The sequence below is a fragment of the Pantoea rwandensis genome, assembly GCF_002095475.1.
In the GTDB taxonomy this organism is placed as follows: domain Bacteria; phylum Pseudomonadota; class Gammaproteobacteria; order Enterobacterales; family Enterobacteriaceae; genus Pantoea; species Pantoea rwandensis.
Genome location: NZ_MLFR01000034.1, coordinates 25,423 through 44,188, shown reverse-complemented (window position 1 = coordinate 44,188; position 18,766 = coordinate 25,423). Strand labels below are relative to the sequence as shown.

Here is an 18,766-nt window from a genome sequence, read left to right as displayed (position 1 = left end):
CATAGTCTACCATGGCTAACAGAGGATGAATTCACCAAAAAAATAAGGGGGAATGATGGCAGCGATTAATTTCAGGAAGAAGATCAGTTTTACCCGCCCTTATACCAGCCGCAAAGATCCCGAAGGTGAATACTTTATTACGCGCCACTTCGAGAGCGATCGTGGGCGTATTATTAATTCTGCCGCCATTCGTCGTCTGCAACAGAAAACCCAGGTATTCCCACTGGAGCGCAATGCCGCCGTACGTTCACGCCTGACGCACTCGTTGGAAGTACAGCAGACCGGGCGATATATCACGAAAGAGATTCTGCAAACGCTCAAAACACAAGGCGGGCTGGCCCAGTATGGGCTGGATGAGTTTGAGGGCGCGTTCGAAAGTTTGATTGAAATGGCTTGCCTGCTGCACGATGTCGGCAATCCACCGTTTGGCCACTTTGGTGAGGCGGCCATTAATGACTGGTTCGACGATAATCTGCCAGCAGAGCTGGTAGATCCGTTAGTGGCAGGGGTGGCTGACGATGCTCAGCGTGCAGATTTTGACCAGTTAAATGCAATGATTCGTCAGGATTTGTGCCACTTCGAAGGCAATGCGCAGGCGATCCGTTTAGTGCATACGCTGCTGCAGCTCAACCTGAGTTATGCGCAAGTCGCCTGTATTTTGAAATATACTGCACCGGCCTGGTGGCAGGGTGATAAACCGGCTGAATTTAGCGTGTTAATGAAAAAGCCGGGCTTTTATTTGTCTGAGCGTGAATATGTCGCTGACTTACGTGCGGCAACCAATATTAAAGAACATCATCGTTATCCGTTGACCTGGATAATGGAAGCCGCTGATGATATCTCATACTGTATTGCCGACTTGGATGATGCCGTCGAGAAAGATATCTTTGATGTCGAAACCCTCTATAAATATCTGTTAAAAGTCTGGGGTACGGTAAACAATGGTGATGCCTTTAGTCGCACTATTGGTGAGGCATGGAAAGAGGCTAATCAGAAAAAACGCCGCAGTATTAGCGACCAATTTTTCATGTCATTACGGGTTAACGTCCAGAATGTGCTGGTAAGTCATGCAGTCCGTCGTTTTGTTGATAATCTTCCTGCTATTTTTGAGGGCGATTTTAATCACGCCTTGCTCGAAGATGACGGCGATGAAGGGCGGTTATTAAATCTCTTTAAAACCGTGGCGCGTCAGCAGGTGTTTAATCACCCGGAAGTTGAACAGTTGGAATTGCAGGGATATCGCGTGATTAAAGGGCTGCTGGAAATATATCAGTCCCTGATGCTGTTGGATTATGAACAATTCACCTCGCTGACGAACGACGATTTTCTGGCGAAACATCCGATTGAAACCCGACTATTCCACAAGCTGTCCGGTAAACATCGCAAAGCCTATCAGCAGCAGATGCGTGCTTTGATCGTCGAGCACAAATATCAACGTTTGTTGTGGGAGCGTTATTATCGCTCGCGATTGATCCAGGACTATATCAGCGGCATGACAGACAATTATGCGTGGGATGAGTATCGCCGTTTAATGGCGGTGGAATAAGCGCAGTTTTGTAAAGGTGAAGAATAAATTTTTACCTTTACCTAAAACTTTATTAGGAACTTCGCGCTAAAAACTTAATCTCATCATCACGACCACAGCAATGGTCTGGCCGTAAATTCTAGAGAGACACGGACAAATGAAAAAAGCACATTAATGTTAAGTGCGCTGGCGCTTAGTCTGGGCATGGCATTAAGCCCTGTTAGTTTCGCGGCGGAAACTGCTTCCTCCTCGAGCCAACAGTTGCCAAGCCTGGCGCCGATGCTGGAGAAAGTGATGCCTTCCGTGGTGAGTATCAGCGTTGAAGGCAGCACCACAGTAAAAACCCCGCGTATGTCGCAGCAATTCCAGCAATTCTTTGGTGATAACTCGCCATTCTGCCAGGATGGATCGCCATTCCAAAGCTCACCAATGTGCCAAAGCGGTGGTGAGGGTGGTCAGGGCGGTGATGGCGGAGCCAACACCCAGCAGCAAAAATTCCGTGCGCTGGGTTCAGGCGTCGTGATCAATGCTGATAAAGGCTACGTGGTGACCAATAACCACGTTGTGGAAAACGCCACTAAAATTCAGGTGCAACTGAGCGATGGACGTCGTTACGACGCCAAAGTGATTGGCAAAGATCCACAGTCTGATATTGCATTGATTCAGCTGAAAGATGCGAAGAATCTGACTGCTATCAAAATCGCCGATTCTGACGATTTACGCGTTGGTGATTATACCGTGGCGATCGGTAACCCGTACGGACTGGGCGAAACGGTGACGTCGGGCATTGTCTCGGCGCTGGGTCGTAGTGGCTTGAATGTCGAGAATTATGAAAACTTCATCCAGACCGATGCGGCGATCAACCGGGGTAACTCTGGTGGTGCATTGGTGAACCTCAATGGTGAGCTGATCGGGATTAACACCGCGATTCTGGCACCGGACGGCGGCAACATTGGTATTGGCTTTGCGATTCCAAGCGCGATGGTGAAAAACCTGACCGCGCAGATGATCGAGTACGGCCAGGTGAAACGCGGTGAGCTGGGTATCATGGGTACCGAGTTGAATCCTGAGCTGGCAAAAGCGATGAAAGTTGATGCACAGCGTGGTGCTTTCGTCAGTCAGGTATTGCCTAATTCAGCCGCAGCGAAAGCGGGCGTGAAGGCCGGTGATGTCGTGGTGTCGATGAATGGTAAAGCGCTGACCAGCTTTGCTGCGCTGCGTGCGGAAGTCGGCTCATTGCCGGTGGGTACCAAGCTGCAGCTTGGCTTACTGCGTGATGGCAAACCGGTGAGTGTGAGCGTTGAACTTCAGCAAAGCTCACAGGAAAAGGTCCAGTCCGCGACGATTTACACGGGCATCGAAGGTGCCGACCTCAGCAACGTTGACAGCAATGGCCAGAAAGGTGTCCGAGTCGATAATGTGAAGGCGGGTAGTGCGGCAGCGCGTATTGGTCTGAAGAAAGGTGACGTGATTATGGGCGTTAACCAGCAGGCGATTGCTAACTTAGGCGAGCTGCGCAAAATCCTTGATACCAAACCGTCAGTGTTGGCACTCAACGTGCAGCGCGGCGACAGCAGCCTTTATCTGTTAATGCAGTAAGGTTCAGGCAAGTGAACAGAGGCGAGCGTATTGGCTCGCCTTTTTTTGTCTACATGTCCAATCGCTAGCATCAGCACCAACTTGCTTTGTTTCAATTTGTGCAAATGTCCGTGCTGCAATGTGACGTCTGCCTCAATTCCCGTAATCTCTATCCGGCTATGTGCAGTTGCACAATGCCAGGCGTATCTGTGATGCGTATTCTGTCAGTTGTTCCCTATCTCTGGAGTGATTGATGGCCACCTATCATCTCGATGCGCGACTGGCTCAGGATATCGTTGCCCGCACCATGCAAATTATTGATAGTAATGTCAACGTGATGGATGCGCGCGGCCGTATTATTGGCAGTGGCGACCGAGAGCGTATTGGCGAATTGCACGAAGGTGCGCTGCTGGTGCTCTCACAGGGAAGGGTGGTAGACATTGATGAAGCTGTCGCGAAGCATCTGCATGGTGTGCGCCCGGGCATCAACCTACCGCTGAGAATCGATGGTGAAATCGTTGGAGTGATTGGCTTAACCGGGCAACCGACTGCACTGCGTCACTATGGTGAACTGGTGTGCATGACGGCGGAAATGATGCTGGAACAGGCGCGTCTACTGCACATGTTGGCGCAGGATAGCCGCCTGCGTGAGGAGTTGGTGCTTAACCTGATCCGCAGCGATACGCTTTCGCCTGCATTAAGTGAATGGGCACAGCGGTTAGGTATCGATCTCAATCAACCGCGTGTGGTGGCGGTGGTGGAAGTCGACAGCGGTCAGTTAGGTGTAGACAGTGCCATGTCAGAGCTGCAGCAGTTACAAACGCTGCTCACCACGCCCGAACGTGACAACCTGATTGCGATTGTGTCGCTCACCGAAATGGTGGTGTTGAAACCGGCTCTCAATGCACACGGACGTTATGATCAGGATGATCACCGCCGTCGCGTTGATCAACTGCTACACCGAATGAAAGAGAGCGGCCAGGTGCGGATGCGTATCGCCCTCGGCAATTTCTTTACCGGTCCGGGCAGCATTGCGCGTTCTTACCGTACCGCCCGCACGACCATGATGGTGGGAAAACAGCGGGTGCCGGAACAGCGTAGCTTTTTCTACCAGGACCTGGTGTTGCCAGTCTTACTGGATAGCCTTCGTGGTGGCTGGCAGGCTAATGAGCTGGCACGTCCGCTGGCGAAATTGAAATCCAACGATAACAATGGCTTACTTCGTCGTACGCTGGTGGCGTGGTTCAGCCATAACGTGCAGCCCAGCGCCACGGCGCGTGCGCTGTTTATACATCGTAATACCCTAGAGTATCGCCTCAATCGCATCTCTGAACTCACCGGCTTAGATCTGGGTAACTTTGACGATCGTCTGCTACTGTATGTGGCGTTGCAGCTGGATGAGCAGAGTTAATCGTTGCGATTATCGGGAGGAGCAGATGCGCCGCGTGAAGGCACCGATCTGGTGGTTGTTAGTGGGAATGTGGTTCGCCTCGTCCAGCCAGGCACAATTGCCCGCACTGGCCTTCTTATCCGCGCAACAGCTTCAGATGACGCGCGAAGCATTGCAGGAGAAGCGCGCCGCGCCGCAATCGGAACAAGCTTGGCAACAACTCAAGCGTGCAGCAGACCATGCGCTGCGCCAGCCCAATCTTAGCGTGACGCAAAAGGGCATGTTACCGCCAAGCGGATCCCGTCATGACTACCTTAGCCTAAGTGCATACTGGTGGCCTGATTCTGAAAAATCCTCTGGCCTGCCGTGGGTTCGGCGCGATGGCGAGGTCAATCCAGCCAGTAAAAACGATCAAAGCGATGGTGTGCGGTTGGCTCGTTTTACCGCCGATCTGCAAACCCTCGCACTGGCATGGTATTTCTCCGGTGAGACACGCTATGCGGAAAAAGCGCAGTCCATGGCGCGAACGTGGTTTATCGATCCTGCTACGCGCATGAATCCTAACCTTAATTACGCCCAAGGCGTGCCCGGTAAAGCGCAGGGACGGCATACTGGTGTGCTGGATGGACGCTATTTCGCAACGCGGGTGGTGGATGCGTTGCTGCTACTGCAAAGCTCGCCCGGCTGGCGTCCGCAGGATAAAGAGGCTCTTCATCTCTGGTTTAGCGACTATCTCTATTGGTTGCAGCACAGCAAACTGGCGCAAGGTGAGCGGGATGCCCCTAATAATCATGGAAGCTGGTATGTGGTTCAGGTCGCCGGAATTGCGTGGTATTTGCAGCAGCCAGAGGTGATTAAACAGATGGCTACACTGGCACGGCAAAAGATTGATGGGCAGATCCGTGCAGATGGCACTCAGCCGCTGGAGTTGGCGCGCACGCGCTCTTTCCATTACAGCTATTTCAACTTACAGGCGTTAACCAGCATGGCACAACTGGCGCAGCGCAGTGATGCGGGCGATCTCTGGCATTATCATCAGCAGGGAGGCTCGTTGCTGGATGCACTGGATTACATGGCACCCTACAGCGATGCGCGTACCCCATGGCCGTGGAAAAATCGTGAAAGGATGAGCATCAGGCTAATTCCATTACTGTCGCTAACGGATAACAGCCTGCGCAGTGACCGCTATCAACGTTGGATTGAGAGTGCGGATTGGATGCCCCCTGCTGAGCAAGACACATCCATGGCTCGAGGTGCCATCATTCAGGCGCAGCGTGATACATGGTTACTGTCGCTACCGCGTTCGTATTCTTCTCGTTAAGCTGTTGCGGGCCGCGTGCTATTCAGCATTAATCCTGCGGAAGCCTGATGGGCGGCATCGGCATCTCCCATCATGATTGCTTCGTAGATTTTACGGTGCTCGTCGAGGAAAATCTCATTCGCGCTGGTTGGCCAGGTAAAGAAGCATCGAAAGATGGTCGCCAATAAGTTGCCGAAGGGAATAAAGAAGCAGTTATCAGTGGAATGGAAGATGACGCGATGAAAGGCGCTATCCGCTTCCAGCCAACGAGTCAGATCGAAAGGTTTGGCTGCGCAAATCGCGTTCATCTCACGAAACAAGCATGAGAGCTCATTACGCTGTTCTGTGCTGGCATGAAGCGCCGCCAGCCGGGCTGCCTGAGGCTCGATAGTCTGGCGAAACGCCAGAAACTGCTGGTACAGCTCATCAGTGGATTCAATGCCCTCCATCCACTCCAGCAGTTGGACATCCAGCAAATTCCAGTGAAAGCGCTCGCGAACACGCGTACCCAGTTTGGGGCGCGATTCCAGTAAGCCTTTGGAAGAGAGCAGTTTAAGGGCTTCACGCAATGCCGTGCGGCTCACGCCAAATCGACCACAGAGTTCCACTTCACTGGGCAGAACATCGCCCACTTCTAATGTGCCAGATAAGATTTTACGCGCAAGGTCACTGGCGATATGGATATCGAGGCCGCGCTGGCCTGAAGTAATGGCAGCAAATTGCATGGTTGTGTCGTACCTGGAGTCAGACATGAGCCAATAGTAGCCAGGAGAGCGTTATTCAGAAAGGCAGGAGGGTACAGAAAAGACTGAATTTATCCCATAAAAAAGGCCAGCATCGGCTGGCCCTGTGGTCTCACGCGAGGAAATTAACGACCGTTACGGGTCAGTTGATCCAGATCGGATTCGATTTCCGCGATTTTATTGGATACCACGTTTTCCAGATGACGCAGATCGTCAAGGATTTTGCGTTTCAGATCCACTTCAACCTGGTCACGCTGGCAAATCTGGTCCAGTTCGTCGATGACGTAACGCAGATTCGGACTGATTTCCTGAACTTCTTTGTAACCCTGGCTGGTGTGATCGGCCACCACGGTTTTGCGCTGACGAGGGTATTTGAATTTCACGCTTTTCGCGAAGAATTCACCTTTGTCTTTGCGGAAGTAGATTTTCAGGATGTCGTTGCTGGCTTCCTGACGCAGGCTGTAACGGTCGATGTCATCGGGGTTGCTGATACCTAAGCTTTTCAGGTTGTCGTACATAGCGTTTATATTCCATCTAAGAGTGGGTGAGCGCGCAGGACTATCATCATCATTCGGGGTGCGGCAGAAATGCAGCAACCGGAACGCTTACGGCATACTTAATCAACTGTAGACACAAAAACCGGGATGAACAGTGCGCGACCGGAGTTAACTGGCGCGGATTATGAACTGTTTGAAAAATAAACGCACCTGTTAATTCGCGGCGCGAAACAGGTAATTGTCATCCGAGTGTAAAGAAAAAATTACGGGCCCGAATACGGGCCCGTTGGCAGGAATTAAGGGCAATACGAAAGCTTAGTCGATGGTGCGCAGCAGTTCGTTGATGCCGGTTTTCGCCAACGTTTTCGCATCTACTTTCTTCACGATGACGGCGCAGTACAGGCTGTAGCTACCATCTTTTGATGGCAGATTGCCTGAAACTACAACAGAACCTGCTGGTACGCGGCCGTAATGCACTTCGCCGGTTTCACGATCGTAGATTTTGGTGCTCTGACCAATGTAAACGCCCATTGAGATCACTGAACCTTCTTCAACAATCACGCCTTCAACGATTTCAGAACGAGCGCCGATGAAGCAGTTATCTTCAATGATGGTTGGGTTGGCCTGCAGCGGCTCCAATACACCGCCAATGCCCACGCCGCCAGACAGGTGTACGTTTTTACCGATCTGCGCACAAGAACCTACAGTAGCCCAGGTATCAACCATGGTGCCTTCGTCAACGTAAGCGCCAATGTTGACGTAAGAAGGCATCAGTACGGTGTTACGCGCGATGAATGCGCCTTGGCGGACGGCTGCAGGTGGCACCACACGGAAACCGGCGTTTTTGAAACGCGCTTCATCCCAGTTAGCGAACTTCATCGGGACTTTGTCGTAGAAACGGGTTTCTGCGCCATCGATAACCTGGTTGTCATTGATGCGGAACGACAACAGCACAGCTTTCTTCAGCCACTGATGCGTTACCCACTCTCCGTTGATCTTTTCAGAAACGCGCAGTTCACCGCTGTCCAGCAGGCCGATAACCTGTTCAATGGCTTCACGAGTTGCGCTGTCTACGCTGGCTGGAGTGATCTCGGCGCGGCGTTCAAAGGCAGATTCGATAACGCTCTGTAACTGTTGCATATTTTTTTCCTGATTCTGTCAAAGCGGAATGCACGCCAAATAGCGTACATAGTAAAATTACCTGGCAAGCATCCTTCATGGTGCAGGAAGGCGGCGACGCAGCGAGAGCCTGGGAGCATACATCAGTATGTGACTAGGCCGAGCGAGGAAAGCCAACGCACCTGCAACGTGAAGGATGGAAGCCAGGTCACAGTTTATCGTTTGGATTGAGGGCTTCTGTCAACCTCTGCTGCAACACATTGCGCATTTCGCCATCAAGTGCGCGCCGTTCATTGTTAGCAAGGATGAAAAGATCTTCTACCCGCTCGCCAATCGTACTGATGCGCGCGCCATGAAGTGACACGCCAAGATCGGCAAAGACTTCGCCTACCCGAGCCAGCAAGCCAGGCTGATCAAGCGCGACCAGTTCCAGATAACTGCGCCGGTCCGTATGCGTCGGCAGGAAATTGACTTCCGTATCCACGCTAAAGTGCTTGAGACGTGCCGACTGACGACGCGTACGCGGTGGCACCCATTCCGTTTGTGTAATGGCTTGTTCCAGCGCCTGCATGATCATCGGATGGCGATCGGCCGCCAGCGGACTGCCATCAGGCTCCAGCACAATAAAGGTATCCATGGCCATACCATCACGGCTGGTAAAGATCTGCGCATCATGGACACTCAAATTACGGCGATCCAGTTCGCCTGCCACAGCGGCAAACAGATAGGGGCGATCGGGACTCCAGATGAAGATCTCGGTGCCACCGCGGGTGGCTTGTGGGCTCACCAGCACCATCGGTTTGGTGAGGTCGTGATGAATCAGATGTCGCGCATGCCATGCCAGTTGATTAGGGGTATGTCGCAGGAAATAGTCTGCCCGGCAGCGACTCCAGATATGGTGCAAACGCTCTTCATTGAGGTTCTCCATCCGCAGTAACGCCAGCGCCTGCAAACGATGATGGCGCACGCGTTCGCGCAAGTCAGGGCTATTCTCCATACCGCGCCGCAGCTGTTTTTCAGTGGCGAAGAACAGTTCGCGTAGCAAACTTTGCTTCCAGCTATTCCACAAACTTTCATTGGTCGCGCAGATATCCGCCACCGTCAGACACACCAGATAACGCAGGCGGTTTTCGTTCTGCATTACCTCTGCGAATTGCTGAATGACCGTCGGGTCCTGAATATCTCGGCGTTGGGCGGTGACTGACATCAACAGGTGATGTCGCACCAGCCAAGCCACCAGCTGCATTTCACGCGAGTTCAAACCGTGCAACTCGGCAAAATCAAGCGCATCTTGCGCGCCTAAAATGGAGTGGTCCCCACCGCGACCTTTCGCGATATCGTGCAGCAACGCTGCCATCAGTAACAATTCTGGCTGAGGCAGGCGCGGCCAGACTTCCACGCAAAGCGGATGCATCGGACGCGTGGCCTCGTTGGCAAAACTCTCCAGCTTTTGCAGTACGCGGATGGTGTGTTCATCCACGGTATAGGCATGGAACAGATCAAACTGCATCTGGCCGACAATATTGCCCCACAAAGGCGTGTAAGCCCAAAGCACACTGTGACGATGCATGGGCACCAGAGCGCGTTTCACCGCCCCAGGATGGCGCAAAATGGCCATAAAGGTCTCGCGTGCTTCTGCAATCTGGCACAGCGGCTGCTTCAAGTGGCGTCGAGCATAACGCAACTGGCGCAAGGTGGTGGAGTAGATACCTTTGATGTTTTCGTTGCGCACCATCACGTAGAACATACGCAATATTGCCTGCGGTTCACGTTCAAACAGGGTGGCATCACGCAGGTCGATGAGATTGCCGCGTAGCTGGAAGTCATCATCAATGCTGCGTGGTTTTTCCGTTGTGGAGAGCGCCAGAATCGCTTCATCAAACAGCTGCAGCAGCATCTGATTGAGTTCGCCGATGCGGCGTGTCACGCGATAGAAATCCTTCATCATCCGCTCAACCGGCTCATTGCCTTCGCCAAGATAGTTGAGTCGCTGCGCCACGGTAAGTTGACGATCAAATAGCAGGCGGTTGTCGTATCGCGTTAGCGTTAAGTGGAGTGCGAAGCGAATTCGCCAGAGAAACTCCTGACATTCGTTGATTTCGTTACGCTCGGCTTCAGTAATAAAGCCAAATCCCACCATCTCATCCATGGTGGTGGCACCAAAGTGCCGTCTTGCGACCCACTGCAAGGTATGAATGTCTCGCAGGCCGCCGGGGCTGCTTTTAATATCGGGTTCGAGATTGTAACTGGTGCCGTGGTAACGCTGATGACGCTCTTGCTGCTCCTCAATTTTGGCGGCAAAGAAGCGCGCTGACGGCCAGAAACCATCGCTGAAAATGTTCTTTTGCAGTTCGAGGAACAGCGCCACATCGCCGGTCAGCATGCGCGATTCAATCAGGTTGGTAGCAACGGTAAGATCCGATAAGCCTTCCAGTAAGCACTCTTCCAGCGTACGCACGCTGTGGCCGACTTCGAGCTTTAAATCCCACATCAGCGTCAGCAGTTCGCTGGTCCCTTGGGCTGCGGCGTCATCTAAAGGCTGACGGCTCAAAATTAAGACATCAATGTCAGAAAGCGGATGCAGTTCGCCACGCCCGTATCCACCCACGGCAACCAGTGCGATCTCTTTTATTTTATCGAAGCCATAGAAACGCCATAACCGGCGTAACAGGCGGTCGATAAACAGGGTTCTGGCATCAATGAGCGATTCAACATCGGTTCCCGCATCAAAGGCGATGCCAAGATGCTGCTGGAATTGCTCAAGATAAAGTTTGAGTTTGTCACGCGTTAGGGCTTCATCGGGCCAGCTGGCGGGGGAATCGGTCAGGCCTTTGTGTACTGCTTCGGTCACGCTACCACTCATCAACATGCCTCATCTGCGCCATAAAAAAGGCCGGCTATGAGCCGGCCTGGTACTGTTTAGAGAGCGTTACGCGTTGTTTTCGAGCACCGCAGGGATGGTGTCATCTTCACGTAGCGTCAGAATCTCACAGCCGTTTTCTGTCACCACAATAGTATGCTCATACTGCGCGGACAAGCTGCGATCTTTAGTTTTCACTGTCCAGCCATCCTTCATGGTGCGGATGCGGTAATCGCCCGCATTCACCATCGGCTCAACGGTAAAGGTCATGCCCGCTTGCAACACAACACCGCCGTCATCCGCGTCGTAGTGCAGCACCTGTGGTTCCTCATGGAAACCTTTGCCGATACCGTGTCCACAATATTCACGTACCACCGAGAAATCCTGCGCTTCAACATATTGCTGGATTGCACGGCCCAGTTCACGCAGGCGAATACCCGGTTTGACCAAACGCAAAGCGATATACAGGCTCTCTTGTGTCACGCGGCACAGACGTTCACCTTGAATGGTTGGCTTGCCAACAATAAACATTTTCGAGGTATCGCCGTGATACTCGTCTTTAATTACGGTGACATCGACGTTGACGACATCGCCATCTTTCAGTGCACGATCATCACTGGGAATCCCGTGGCACACTACTTCGTTGACCGAAATGCACACTGACTTCGGAAAACCGTGGTAGCCAAGACAGGCAGAAATTGCCTGCTGCTTGTCAGTGATGTGCGCGTGACAAATGCGATCAAGTTCACCCGTCGTGACGCCAGGCACCACGTGAGGGGCGATCATTTCCAGCACTTCAGCAGCCAGACGGCCCGCTACGCGCATTTTTTCGATTTCTTCAGGGGTTTTAATTGAAATGGCCATTAAATAATCCGCAATTGCCGACATTTTCGACAATAATGAGTTCTGTGGCAGTCATGTTAGCAGCCAGCAATTAGGCTGCCAAATCGGGATTGCCCACGTCTGTGGACGCTAACTACTATTGGCGTATTCCTGCGCATTATGGTATAAAGCGCGCCGACGATTCTCTGTCACCTTCGTGGCTGGCAGGAAACGCATAAAACTCACTTTGTGTACTAAAACACACATGTATCGACACATACGCCGGGGTGCCTTGAAAGAGGTCGGTTGTATGGGATACATGGAGGCCCAACCCCAATCATACTTTAGAGGTAATCATGGCAACTGTTTCAATGCGCGACATGCTCAAGGCTGGTGTTCACTTCGGTCACCAGACCCGTTACTGGAACCCGAAAATGAAGCCATTCATCTTCGGCGCTCGTAACAAGGTTCACATCATCAACCTTGAGCAGACTGTACCAATGTTCAACGACGCTCTGGCTGAGTTGAAAAAAATCTCTTCACGTAAAGGCAAAATCCTTTTCGTGGGTACTAAGCGCGCTGCTGCCGAATCAATCAAAGAGTCAGCTCTGAGCTGCGACCAGTTCTTCGTAAACCACCGCTGGTTGGGTGGTATGCTGACTAACTGGAAAACTGTTCGCCAGTCAATCAAACGTCTGAAAGATCTGGAAACTCAGTCTCAGGACGGTACTTTCGACAAACTGACCAAGAAAGAAGCACTGATGCGTGCTCGTGAACTGGCCAAGCTGGAAAACAGCCTGGGCGGTATCAAAGATATGGGCGGTCTGCCGGATGCACTGTTCGTTATTGACGCTGATCACGAACACATCGCAATCAAAGAAGCAAACAACCTGGGTATCCCAGTATTTGCTGTTGTTGATACCAACTCTGATCCAGATGGTGTTGATTTCGTTATCCCTGGTAACGACGATGCGATCCGTGCTGTAAGCCTGTACCTGACTGCCGTTGCGACCACCGTGCGCGAAGGCCGTTCACAGGACCTGGCTGAGCAGGCTGAAGAAGCTGCTGAAGCTTAATAAGGTTCGCTCTTTCTGAGAGCCCTTAGACATCAGATGTTATCTGTTAAGGGGGCCGCACAGGCCCCTTTTATTTATCTAAGTTTGTCACGCTTCCTTCAGGTGAGCGGGGCAGAGTAAATTTTCCGCAACAAGTTTCTGACAGTGTAAACGCACACAGAGACGAATCGAGGATTCTGGAATGGCTGAAATTACCGCTGCATTGGTAAAAGAACTGCGTGAGCGTACTGGCGCAGGCATGATGGATTGCAAAAAAGCGCTGACCGAAGCGAACGGCGACATCGAGCTGGCGATTGAGAACATGCGTAAATCTGGCGCGATCAAAGCGGCTAAGAAAGCAGGCAACGTTGCTGCTGACGGCGTGATCAAAACCAAAATCGCTGACGGCTACGCAATGATTCTGGAAGTTAACTGCCAGACCGACTTTGTTGCTAAAGATGCTGGTTTCCAGGCTTTCGCTGACAAAGTGCTGGATGCAGCCACTGCAGGTAAAGTGACTGATGTTGAAGCTCTGAAAGCGCAGTTCGAAGAAGAACGCGTAGCACTGGTTACTAAAATCGGTGAGAACATCAACATCCGTCGTGTTGCTATCCTGGAAGGCGCACAGCTGAACAGCTACCAGCACGGCGCACGTATCGGCGTTCTGGTTTCAACCACCGGTGCTGATGAAGAGCTGAGCAAGCAAGTTGCTATGCACGTTGCTGCAAGCAAGCCAGAATTCGTTAAGCCAGAAGACGTGTCTGCTGACGTGGTAGAGAAAGAGTACCAGGTGCAGTTGGATATCGCCATGCAGTCTGGCAAGCCAAAAGAAATCGCAGAGAAAATGGTTGAAGGCCGCATGAAGAAATTCACCGGCGAAGTTTCTCTGACCGGTCAGGCTTTCGTTATCGATCCAAGCAAAACTGTTGGCCAAGCTCTGAAAGAGAAAAACGCTGACGTTATCAACTTCATCCGCTTCGAAGTGGGTGAAGGCATTGAGAAAGTTGAAGCTGACTTCGCAGCAGAAGTTGCTGCAATGTCTAAACAGTCTTAATGTTCCGAAAGAACCGCCGGAAGGCGGTTCTTTTTTGTCTGCGTTTTGCGTGGACCACTTTTCAGTCTCATCCCAATAGCTTTTTTCGTTCGCTAAGCGGATGATCGATCAGATTTAACTTCTCATTCATCATATCTTCCAGGAAGAATTGACCATGGCGACCAACGCAAAACCTGTATATCAACGTATCCTGCTAAAACTGAGTGGCGAAGCACTGCAAGGCGCCGAAGGTTTTGGTATTGACGCGAGCGTGCTTGACCGTATGGCGCAAGAGGTGAAAGAGCTGGTTGAGCTGGGCATCCAGGTGGGTGTGGTTATTGGTGGCGGTAACCTGTTCCGTGGCGCGGGCCTGGCACAGGCAGGTATGAACCGTGTGGTCGGTGACCATATGGGTATGCTGGCTACCGTGATGAACGGACTGGCGATGCGTGATGCTTTGCACCGTGCGTATGTCAACGCGCGTCTGATGTCTGCCATTCCGTTGAATGGCGTGTGTGATAACTACAGCTGGGCGGAAGCGATTAGCTTGCTGCGTAATAACCGTGTGGTCATTTTCGCTGCGGGTACTGGCAATCCGTTCTTTACGACCGATTCAGCCGCCTGCTTGCGCGGTATCGAAATCGAAGCCGATGTGGTTCTGAAAGCCACCAAAGTAGACGGTGTCTACTCGGATGACCCGGTGAAAAACCCGGATGCCACGCTGTATGAACAACTGACTTACGGCGAAGTGCTGGATAAAGAGTTGAAAGTGATGGATTTGGCCGCCTTTACACTGGCGCGCGATCATCAGCTACCAATTCGTGTCTTCAATATGAATAAACCTGGCGCGCTGCGTCGCGTAGTGATGGGTGAAAAAGAAGGCACCCTGATTACGCATTAATACCCGACGCAAGATAAAATAAGGTATATTCTGTTGGCGCGATGGACTGACATCGCGCAGCATTCAGGATGATCGATGTTTATCGATACCGCTTCCGGGCTTCCCGGAAATGGCCAGGTCAAACCGAATCCAAGGGTTTTAACGTGATTAACGACATTAAAAAAGATGCTGACACGCGCATGGAAAAATGTGTGGATGCATTCAAAAACCAAATCAGCAAAGTACGTACCGGTCGTGCTTCGCCTTCACTGCTCGACGGCATTGTTGTTCCTTACTACGGCACACCAACGCCATTGCGTCAGTTGGCTAGCGTCACGGTAGAAGACTCCCGTACGCTGAAAATCAACGTGTTTGATCGCTCTTTGAGCCCAGCCGTTGAGAAAGCCATCATGGCATCTGACTTGGGTCTTAACCCAAGCTCAGCAGGTACCGATATTCGTGTACCCCTGCCAGCGCTGACCGAAGAGCGTCGTAAAGATCTGATCAAAGTCGTACGTGGCGAAGCGGAGCAGGGTCGTGTTTCTGTCCGTAACGTGCGTCGTGATGCTAACGATAAGATCAAAGCGCTGCTGAAAGACAAAGAGATCAGCGAAGACGACGAACGTCGCTCGCAGGAAGAGATCCAGAAAATGACTGATGCGTACATCAAGCATGTTGATGTTGCACTGGCCGACAAAGAAAAGGAACTGATGGATTTCTAATTCCGTCAGTTTTATCTGTACCCAAAATAATTCAAGGTGCAGGCAGGCGGCAAGGGAATGAATCTCCAGGAGCTTACTCAGCTAAGTGACTGGGGTGAATGAGCTTAGCCAACGCACCTGCAACTTGAAGTATGACGGGTATAAAACGCCGTTCAGAGACGTTGTACGACTCTGGCGGCGTTTTACATTGTGCCTGGTGTGGTTGTAGGCACAATCCATGACGTCACAGGGATAGCATCATGAAGCGATTAACTCTGTTGGGTTCCACCGGCTCAATCGGCACCAGTACACTGGCGGTGGTTGCGGCAAACCCAGAACTGTATCAAGTCACCGCACTGGTAGCTGGCCAGAACGTGGCGTTGATGGCGGAACAGTGCCAGCAATTTAACCCACGTTATGCCGCAATGTCGGATGATGTCTCCGCACAAGCACTGCGTGAGCGACTGAGAGCACTAAATCTTCAAACAGAAGTGCTCTCCGGCGTTCAGGCGGCCTGCGAGCTAGCGGCACTGGACGAGGTGGATCAGGTGATGGCGGCGATAGTGGGCGCCTCTGGTTTACAACCCACTCTGGCAGCCATACGTGCCGGTAAAACCGTGCTGCTGGCCAATAAAGAATCGCTTGTCACGTGCGGCCGTCTGTTTATGGAGGCGGTGCGTCATCATCAGGCACAGCTCCTGCCCGTAGACAGCGAGCACAACGCCATTTTTCAGAGTTTACCCGCTTCCATACAGCATCAGTTGGGGTACGCTGATCTGCGGGGAAATGGCATTGAGTCCATTCTCCTTACGGGATCGGGTGGTCCTTTTCGTGACACACCATTAGCCGAGTTAGCGACCATGTCGCCAGACCAGGCGTGTGCGCATCCGAACTGGTCAATGGGGCGTAAAATCTCCGTTGATTCGGCCACCATGATGAATAAAGGTCTTGAATACATTGAAGCTCGCTGGCTGTTTAATGCCACTGACGCACAAATGGAAGTCATTCTGCATCCGCAGTCGGTGATTCACTCCATGGTGCGTTACTGCGATGGCAGTGTGTTAGCGCAGTTGGGATCGCCTGATATGCGCACCCCCATCGCGCACAGCATGGCATGGCCAGCACGTATTTCGGCCGGTGTAACGCCACTTGATTTCACTCGGATGAAGTCATTGACGTTTGCTGAGCCGGACTATGAGCGCTATCCCTGCCTTAAGCTGGCGATTGATGCATGCTCAACAGGGCAGGCGGCCACCACCACGCTGAACGCAGCGAATGAAGTGGCCGTTGCGGCATTTCTGCAGCATCAGATCCGCTTTACCGATATTGCTGCCATCAATAGCGAAGTGCTGGCGTCCCTGGTGTGCCAGGAGCCGAGTAGCATTGATGATGTGATGGAGATCGATCGGTTAGCGCGAATCTGTGCCACAGAGATGCTACCTCGCTTTCGTTTAGCAGGTTGATACTTACCGCTATTTGTTCGCTTAGGGTGAAAATGGTATAGTCGCTCGCTCGCGTTTCACGGCCCGGCATTGTTTCAATGTCATCCGGCAGAATGGCTGGAGTTTGCCGCAGGCGCAATGTATTCAGAAACCACAGCATTTCTGATGAAAGGAATTATTACGCGTTATGTCGTCCAACAATCACAACACAATCGATGACGAGTCGTACTGCACGCCACGTCACGTGGCCATCATTATGGATGGTAATGGTCGCTGGGCAAAAAATCAGGGCAAACTGCGTATTTCAGGCCACAAAGCCGGGGTAAAATCAGTACGCCGGGCTGTCAGCTTTGCGGTCAGCCATAAGCTGGAAGCGCTCACGCTTTATGCGTTCAGCAGTGAAAACTGGAGCCGACCGGTACAGGAAGTGACAGCTTTAATGGAGTTGTTTGTTTGGGCGCTCGATAGCGAAGTCAAAAGCCTACACAAACATAACGTACGTCTGTGCGTGATTGGCGATATTAGTCGTTTTAATAACCGTATTCAGGAACGCATTCGCCGCGCCGAGGAACTGACTCAACAAAATAATGGACTGACCCTCAACATTGCTGCCAACTATGGTGGCCGTTGGGATATTATCCAGGGTGCCAGAAAACTGGCCGAACAGGTTCAGGAAGGTTTATTACGTCCTGACCAGATAACCGAAGAAAGCTTGGCTCCGTATCTGTGTATGCAGGAGCTGGCGCCGGTGGATTTAGTGATAAGGACCGGGGGAGAGCATCGGATTAGTAACTTCCTGCTGTGGCAGATTGCCTATGCTGAGTTTTGGTTTACCGATGTTCTTTGGCCTGATTTTGATGAACACGTTTTTGAAGGTGCACTGAATGCATTCTCTTCTCGGGAGCGTCGCTATGGCGGTGCTGCACCAGGTGGCGCCTGAGCAATCTGGGGGTAACCTTTGCTGAAGTCTCGTCTGATTACCGCGTTTATTTTAATTCCGCTGGTAATCGCTGCACTGTTTTGGTTACCGCTGTCCGGTTTTGCGATTACAACGATCATCATCTGTATGCTGGCCGCCTGGGAATGGGGACAGCTTGCAGGTATGGCTTCGCGTCAGCAGCGTATCTGGCTGGCGGTGCTCTGCGGCCTGTTATTGGCTGTGATGCTGTTTACCCTGCAACCCTACCAACGTAATCTTCATCAGTACCAGATGGAAGGCTCGCTATGGGCTTCACTGGGCTGGTGGATCGTCGCACTATTCCTTGTGCTTTTTTATCCCGCTTCCGCTGCGTTGTGGCGTCATTCACGTCCACTGCGTCTTGTATTCGGCCTGCTTACGGTCATCCCCTTCTTTTGGGGCATGATGGCGCTGCGACAATATCATTACGACACCGACCACTTTGCGGGTGCATGGTGGCTGCTGTTCGTGATGTTTATCGTCTGGGGCGCAGACTCCGGTGCTTATATGTTTGGACGTCTGTTCGGCAAACATAAGCTGGCTCCTAAAGTTTCACCAGGTAAAACCTGGGAAGGCTTCTTTGGCGGTTTGCTCTCGTCAGCGATTATTGCGTGGCTGTTTGCGATGTTAGCGCCACTCACTGTCGCACCGGGCACATTGGTGATATGCGCCGTCATTGCCACGCTGGCCTCTGTTCTCGGCGACCTCACCGAAAGCATGTTCAAACGTGAAGCCGGTATCAAAGACAGCGGTAACTTGATTCCGGGGCACGGTGGTATCCTCGATCGTATCGATAGCCTGACGGCTGCGGTGCCGGTGTTTGCCTGCCTGCTGCTGCTGGTGTTCCGCACTCTCTGAGGATA

16 protein-coding genes are annotated in these 18,766 nt (G+C 52.0%); 11 read left to right on the top strand and 5 right to left on the bottom strand.

All coding sequences use genetic code 11. The features are described from left to right. Nucleotides 1-55: 55 nt before the first annotated feature. From dgt to HA51_RS23260, 4 genes are all read left to right on the top strand, one after another. The gene (dgt, locus tag HA51_RS23275; protein WP_084937382.1) at nt 56-1,546 is read left to right on the top strand and encodes a dGTPase; all 1,491 of its coding nucleotides are present in this window, start codon (nt 56-58) and stop codon (nt 1,544-1,546) included. A gap of 153 nt (nt 1,547-1,699) precedes the next feature. Then, nucleotides 1,700-3,124: a serine endoprotease DegP gene (degP, locus tag HA51_RS23270; protein ID WP_084937380.1), complete on the top strand. Its 1,425-nt coding sequence runs from the start codon at nt 1,700-1,702 to the stop codon at nt 3,122-3,124. Between the two features lie 232 nt (nt 3,125-3,356). Next, nucleotides 3,357-4,514: a CdaR family transcriptional regulator gene (locus HA51_RS23265; protein ID WP_084937377.1), complete on the top strand. Its 1,158-nt coding sequence runs from the start codon at nt 3,357-3,359 to the stop codon at nt 4,512-4,514. A gap of 67 nt (nt 4,515-4,581) precedes the next feature. Beyond that, nucleotides 4,582-5,814: an alginate lyase family protein gene (locus tag HA51_RS23260; RefSeq protein ID WP_425435786.1), complete on the top strand. Its 1,233-nt coding sequence runs from the start codon at nt 4,582-4,584 to the stop codon at nt 5,812-5,814. Here the strand turns inward: HA51_RS23260 and HA51_RS23255 are convergent. The 5 genes from HA51_RS23255 to map form a co-directional block, all read right to left on the bottom strand. After that, nucleotides 5,811-6,518: a FadR/GntR family transcriptional regulator gene (locus HA51_RS23255; RefSeq protein ID WP_084937371.1), complete on the bottom strand. Its 708-nt coding sequence runs from the start codon at nt 6,516-6,518 to the stop codon at nt 5,811-5,813. The two genes, HA51_RS23260 and HA51_RS23255, sit on opposite strands and share 4 nt — an antisense overlap. Nucleotides 6,519-6,661: 143 nt before the next feature. After that, nucleotides 6,662-7,054, bottom strand: coding sequence for a DUF3461 family protein (locus HA51_RS23250; RefSeq protein ID WP_084937369.1), 393 nt, complete (start codon nt 7,052-7,054; stop codon nt 6,662-6,664). 294 nt (nt 7,055-7,348) lie between these two features. Further along, nucleotides 7,349-8,173: a 2,3,4,5-tetrahydropyridine-2,6-dicarboxylate N-succinyltransferase gene (dapD, locus tag HA51_RS23245; protein WP_084937366.1), complete on the bottom strand. Its 825-nt coding sequence runs from the start codon at nt 8,171-8,173 to the stop codon at nt 7,349-7,351. Between the two features lie 187 nt (nt 8,174-8,360). After that, nucleotides 8,361-11,015: a bifunctional uridylyltransferase/uridylyl-removing protein GlnD gene (glnD, locus tag HA51_RS23240; RefSeq protein WP_084937363.1), complete on the bottom strand. Its 2,655-nt coding sequence runs from the start codon at nt 11,013-11,015 to the stop codon at nt 8,361-8,363. A gap of 66 nt (nt 11,016-11,081) precedes the next feature. Continuing rightward, the gene (gene map / locus HA51_RS23235; protein ID WP_084937361.1) at nt 11,082-11,876 is read right to left on the bottom strand and encodes a type I methionyl aminopeptidase; all 795 of its coding nucleotides are present in this window, start codon (nt 11,874-11,876) and stop codon (nt 11,082-11,084) included. A gap of 314 nt (nt 11,877-12,190) precedes the next feature. Between map and rpsB the strand changes: the two genes are divergently transcribed. The 7 genes from rpsB to cdsA all read left to right on the top strand — a co-directional run bounded on the left by rpsB (nt 12,191) and on the right by cdsA (nt 18,761). Beyond that, nucleotides 12,191-12,910 (top strand): 30S ribosomal protein S2, encoded by a 720-nt coding sequence (gene rpsB / locus HA51_RS23230; protein WP_084937358.1) that lies wholly within the window; start codon nt 12,191-12,193, stop codon nt 12,908-12,910. Nucleotides 12,911-13,091: 181 nt separating this feature from the next. After that, the gene (tsf, locus tag HA51_RS23225; RefSeq protein WP_084937356.1) at nt 13,092-13,943 is read left to right on the top strand and encodes a translation elongation factor Ts; all 852 of its coding nucleotides are present in this window, start codon (nt 13,092-13,094) and stop codon (nt 13,941-13,943) included. A gap of 154 nt (nt 13,944-14,097) precedes the next feature. Next, complete coding sequence (pyrH, locus tag HA51_RS23220; RefSeq protein ID WP_034829488.1) at nt 14,098-14,823, top strand: UMP kinase; 726 nt, start codon at nt 14,098-14,100, stop codon at nt 14,821-14,823. Between the two features lie 143 nt (nt 14,824-14,966). After that, nucleotides 14,967-15,524 (top strand): ribosome recycling factor, encoded by a 558-nt coding sequence (gene frr / locus HA51_RS23215; RefSeq protein WP_084937409.1) that lies wholly within the window; start codon nt 14,967-14,969, stop codon nt 15,522-15,524. A 239-nt stretch (nt 15,525-15,763) separates the two neighbouring features. After that, entirely contained in the window at nt 15,764-16,966 is a 1,203-nt protein-coding gene (gene ispC, locus HA51_RS23210) for a 1-deoxy-D-xylulose-5-phosphate reductoisomerase (RefSeq protein ID WP_211282982.1), read from the top strand. Nucleotides 16,967-17,132: 166 nt separating this feature from the next. Next, nucleotides 17,133-17,885, top strand: coding sequence for a (2E,6E)-farnesyl-diphosphate-specific ditrans,polycis-undecaprenyl-diphosphate synthase (ispU, locus tag HA51_RS23205; protein ID WP_084937351.1), 753 nt, complete (start codon nt 17,133-17,135; stop codon nt 17,883-17,885). Nucleotides 17,886-17,903: 18 nt separating this feature from the next. After that, nucleotides 17,904-18,761 (top strand): phosphatidate cytidylyltransferase, encoded by an 858-nt coding sequence (gene cdsA, locus HA51_RS23200; protein ID WP_084937349.1) that lies wholly within the window; start codon nt 17,904-17,906, stop codon nt 18,759-18,761. Nucleotides 18,762-18,766: the final 5 nt, after the last annotated feature.

Excerpts from the sequence above, each read along its gene's own strand:
- dapD (WP_084937366.1), bottom strand. The coding sequence starts at position 8,173 with ATGCAACAGTTACAGAGCGTTATCGAATCTGCCTTTGAACGCCGCGCC.
- HA51_RS23255 (WP_084937371.1), bottom strand. The coding sequence starts at position 6,518 with ATGCAATTTGCTGCCATTACTTCAGGCCAGCGCGGCCTCGATATCCAT.
- pyrH (WP_034829488.1), top strand. The coding sequence starts at position 14,098 with ATGGCGACCAACGCAAAACCTGTATATCAACGTATCCTGCTAAAACTG.
- map (WP_084937361.1), bottom strand. The coding sequence starts at position 11,876 with ATGGCCATTTCAATTAAAACCCCTGAAGAAATCGAAAAAATGCGCGTA.
- glnD (WP_084937363.1), bottom strand. The coding sequence starts at position 11,015 with ATGAGTGGTAGCGTGACCGAAGCAGTACACAAAGGCCTGACCGATTCC.
- dgt (WP_084937382.1), top strand. The coding sequence starts at position 56 with ATGGCAGCGATTAATTTCAGGAAGAAGATCAGTTTTACCCGCCCTTAT.
- rpsB (WP_084937358.1), top strand. The coding sequence starts at position 12,191 with ATGGCAACTGTTTCAATGCGCGACATGCTCAAGGCTGGTGTTCACTTC.
- HA51_RS23265 (WP_084937377.1), top strand. The coding sequence starts at position 3,357 with ATGGCCACCTATCATCTCGATGCGCGACTGGCTCAGGATATCGTTGCC.
- HA51_RS23260 (WP_425435786.1), top strand. The coding sequence starts at position 4,582 with ATGTGGTTCGCCTCGTCCAGCCAGGCACAATTGCCCGCACTGGCCTTC.
- tsf (WP_084937356.1), top strand. The coding sequence starts at position 13,092 with ATGGCTGAAATTACCGCTGCATTGGTAAAAGAACTGCGTGAGCGTACT.
- ispC (WP_211282982.1), top strand. The coding sequence starts at position 15,764 with ATGAAGCGATTAACTCTGTTGGGTTCCACCGGCTCAATCGGCACCAGT.
- ispU (WP_084937351.1), top strand. The coding sequence starts at position 17,133 with ATGTCGTCCAACAATCACAACACAATCGATGACGAGTCGTACTGCACG.
- HA51_RS23250 (WP_084937369.1), bottom strand. The coding sequence starts at position 7,054 with ATGTACGACAACCTGAAAAGCTTAGGTATCAGCAACCCCGATGACATC.
- degP (WP_084937380.1), top strand. The coding sequence starts at position 1,700 with ATGTTAAGTGCGCTGGCGCTTAGTCTGGGCATGGCATTAAGCCCTGTT.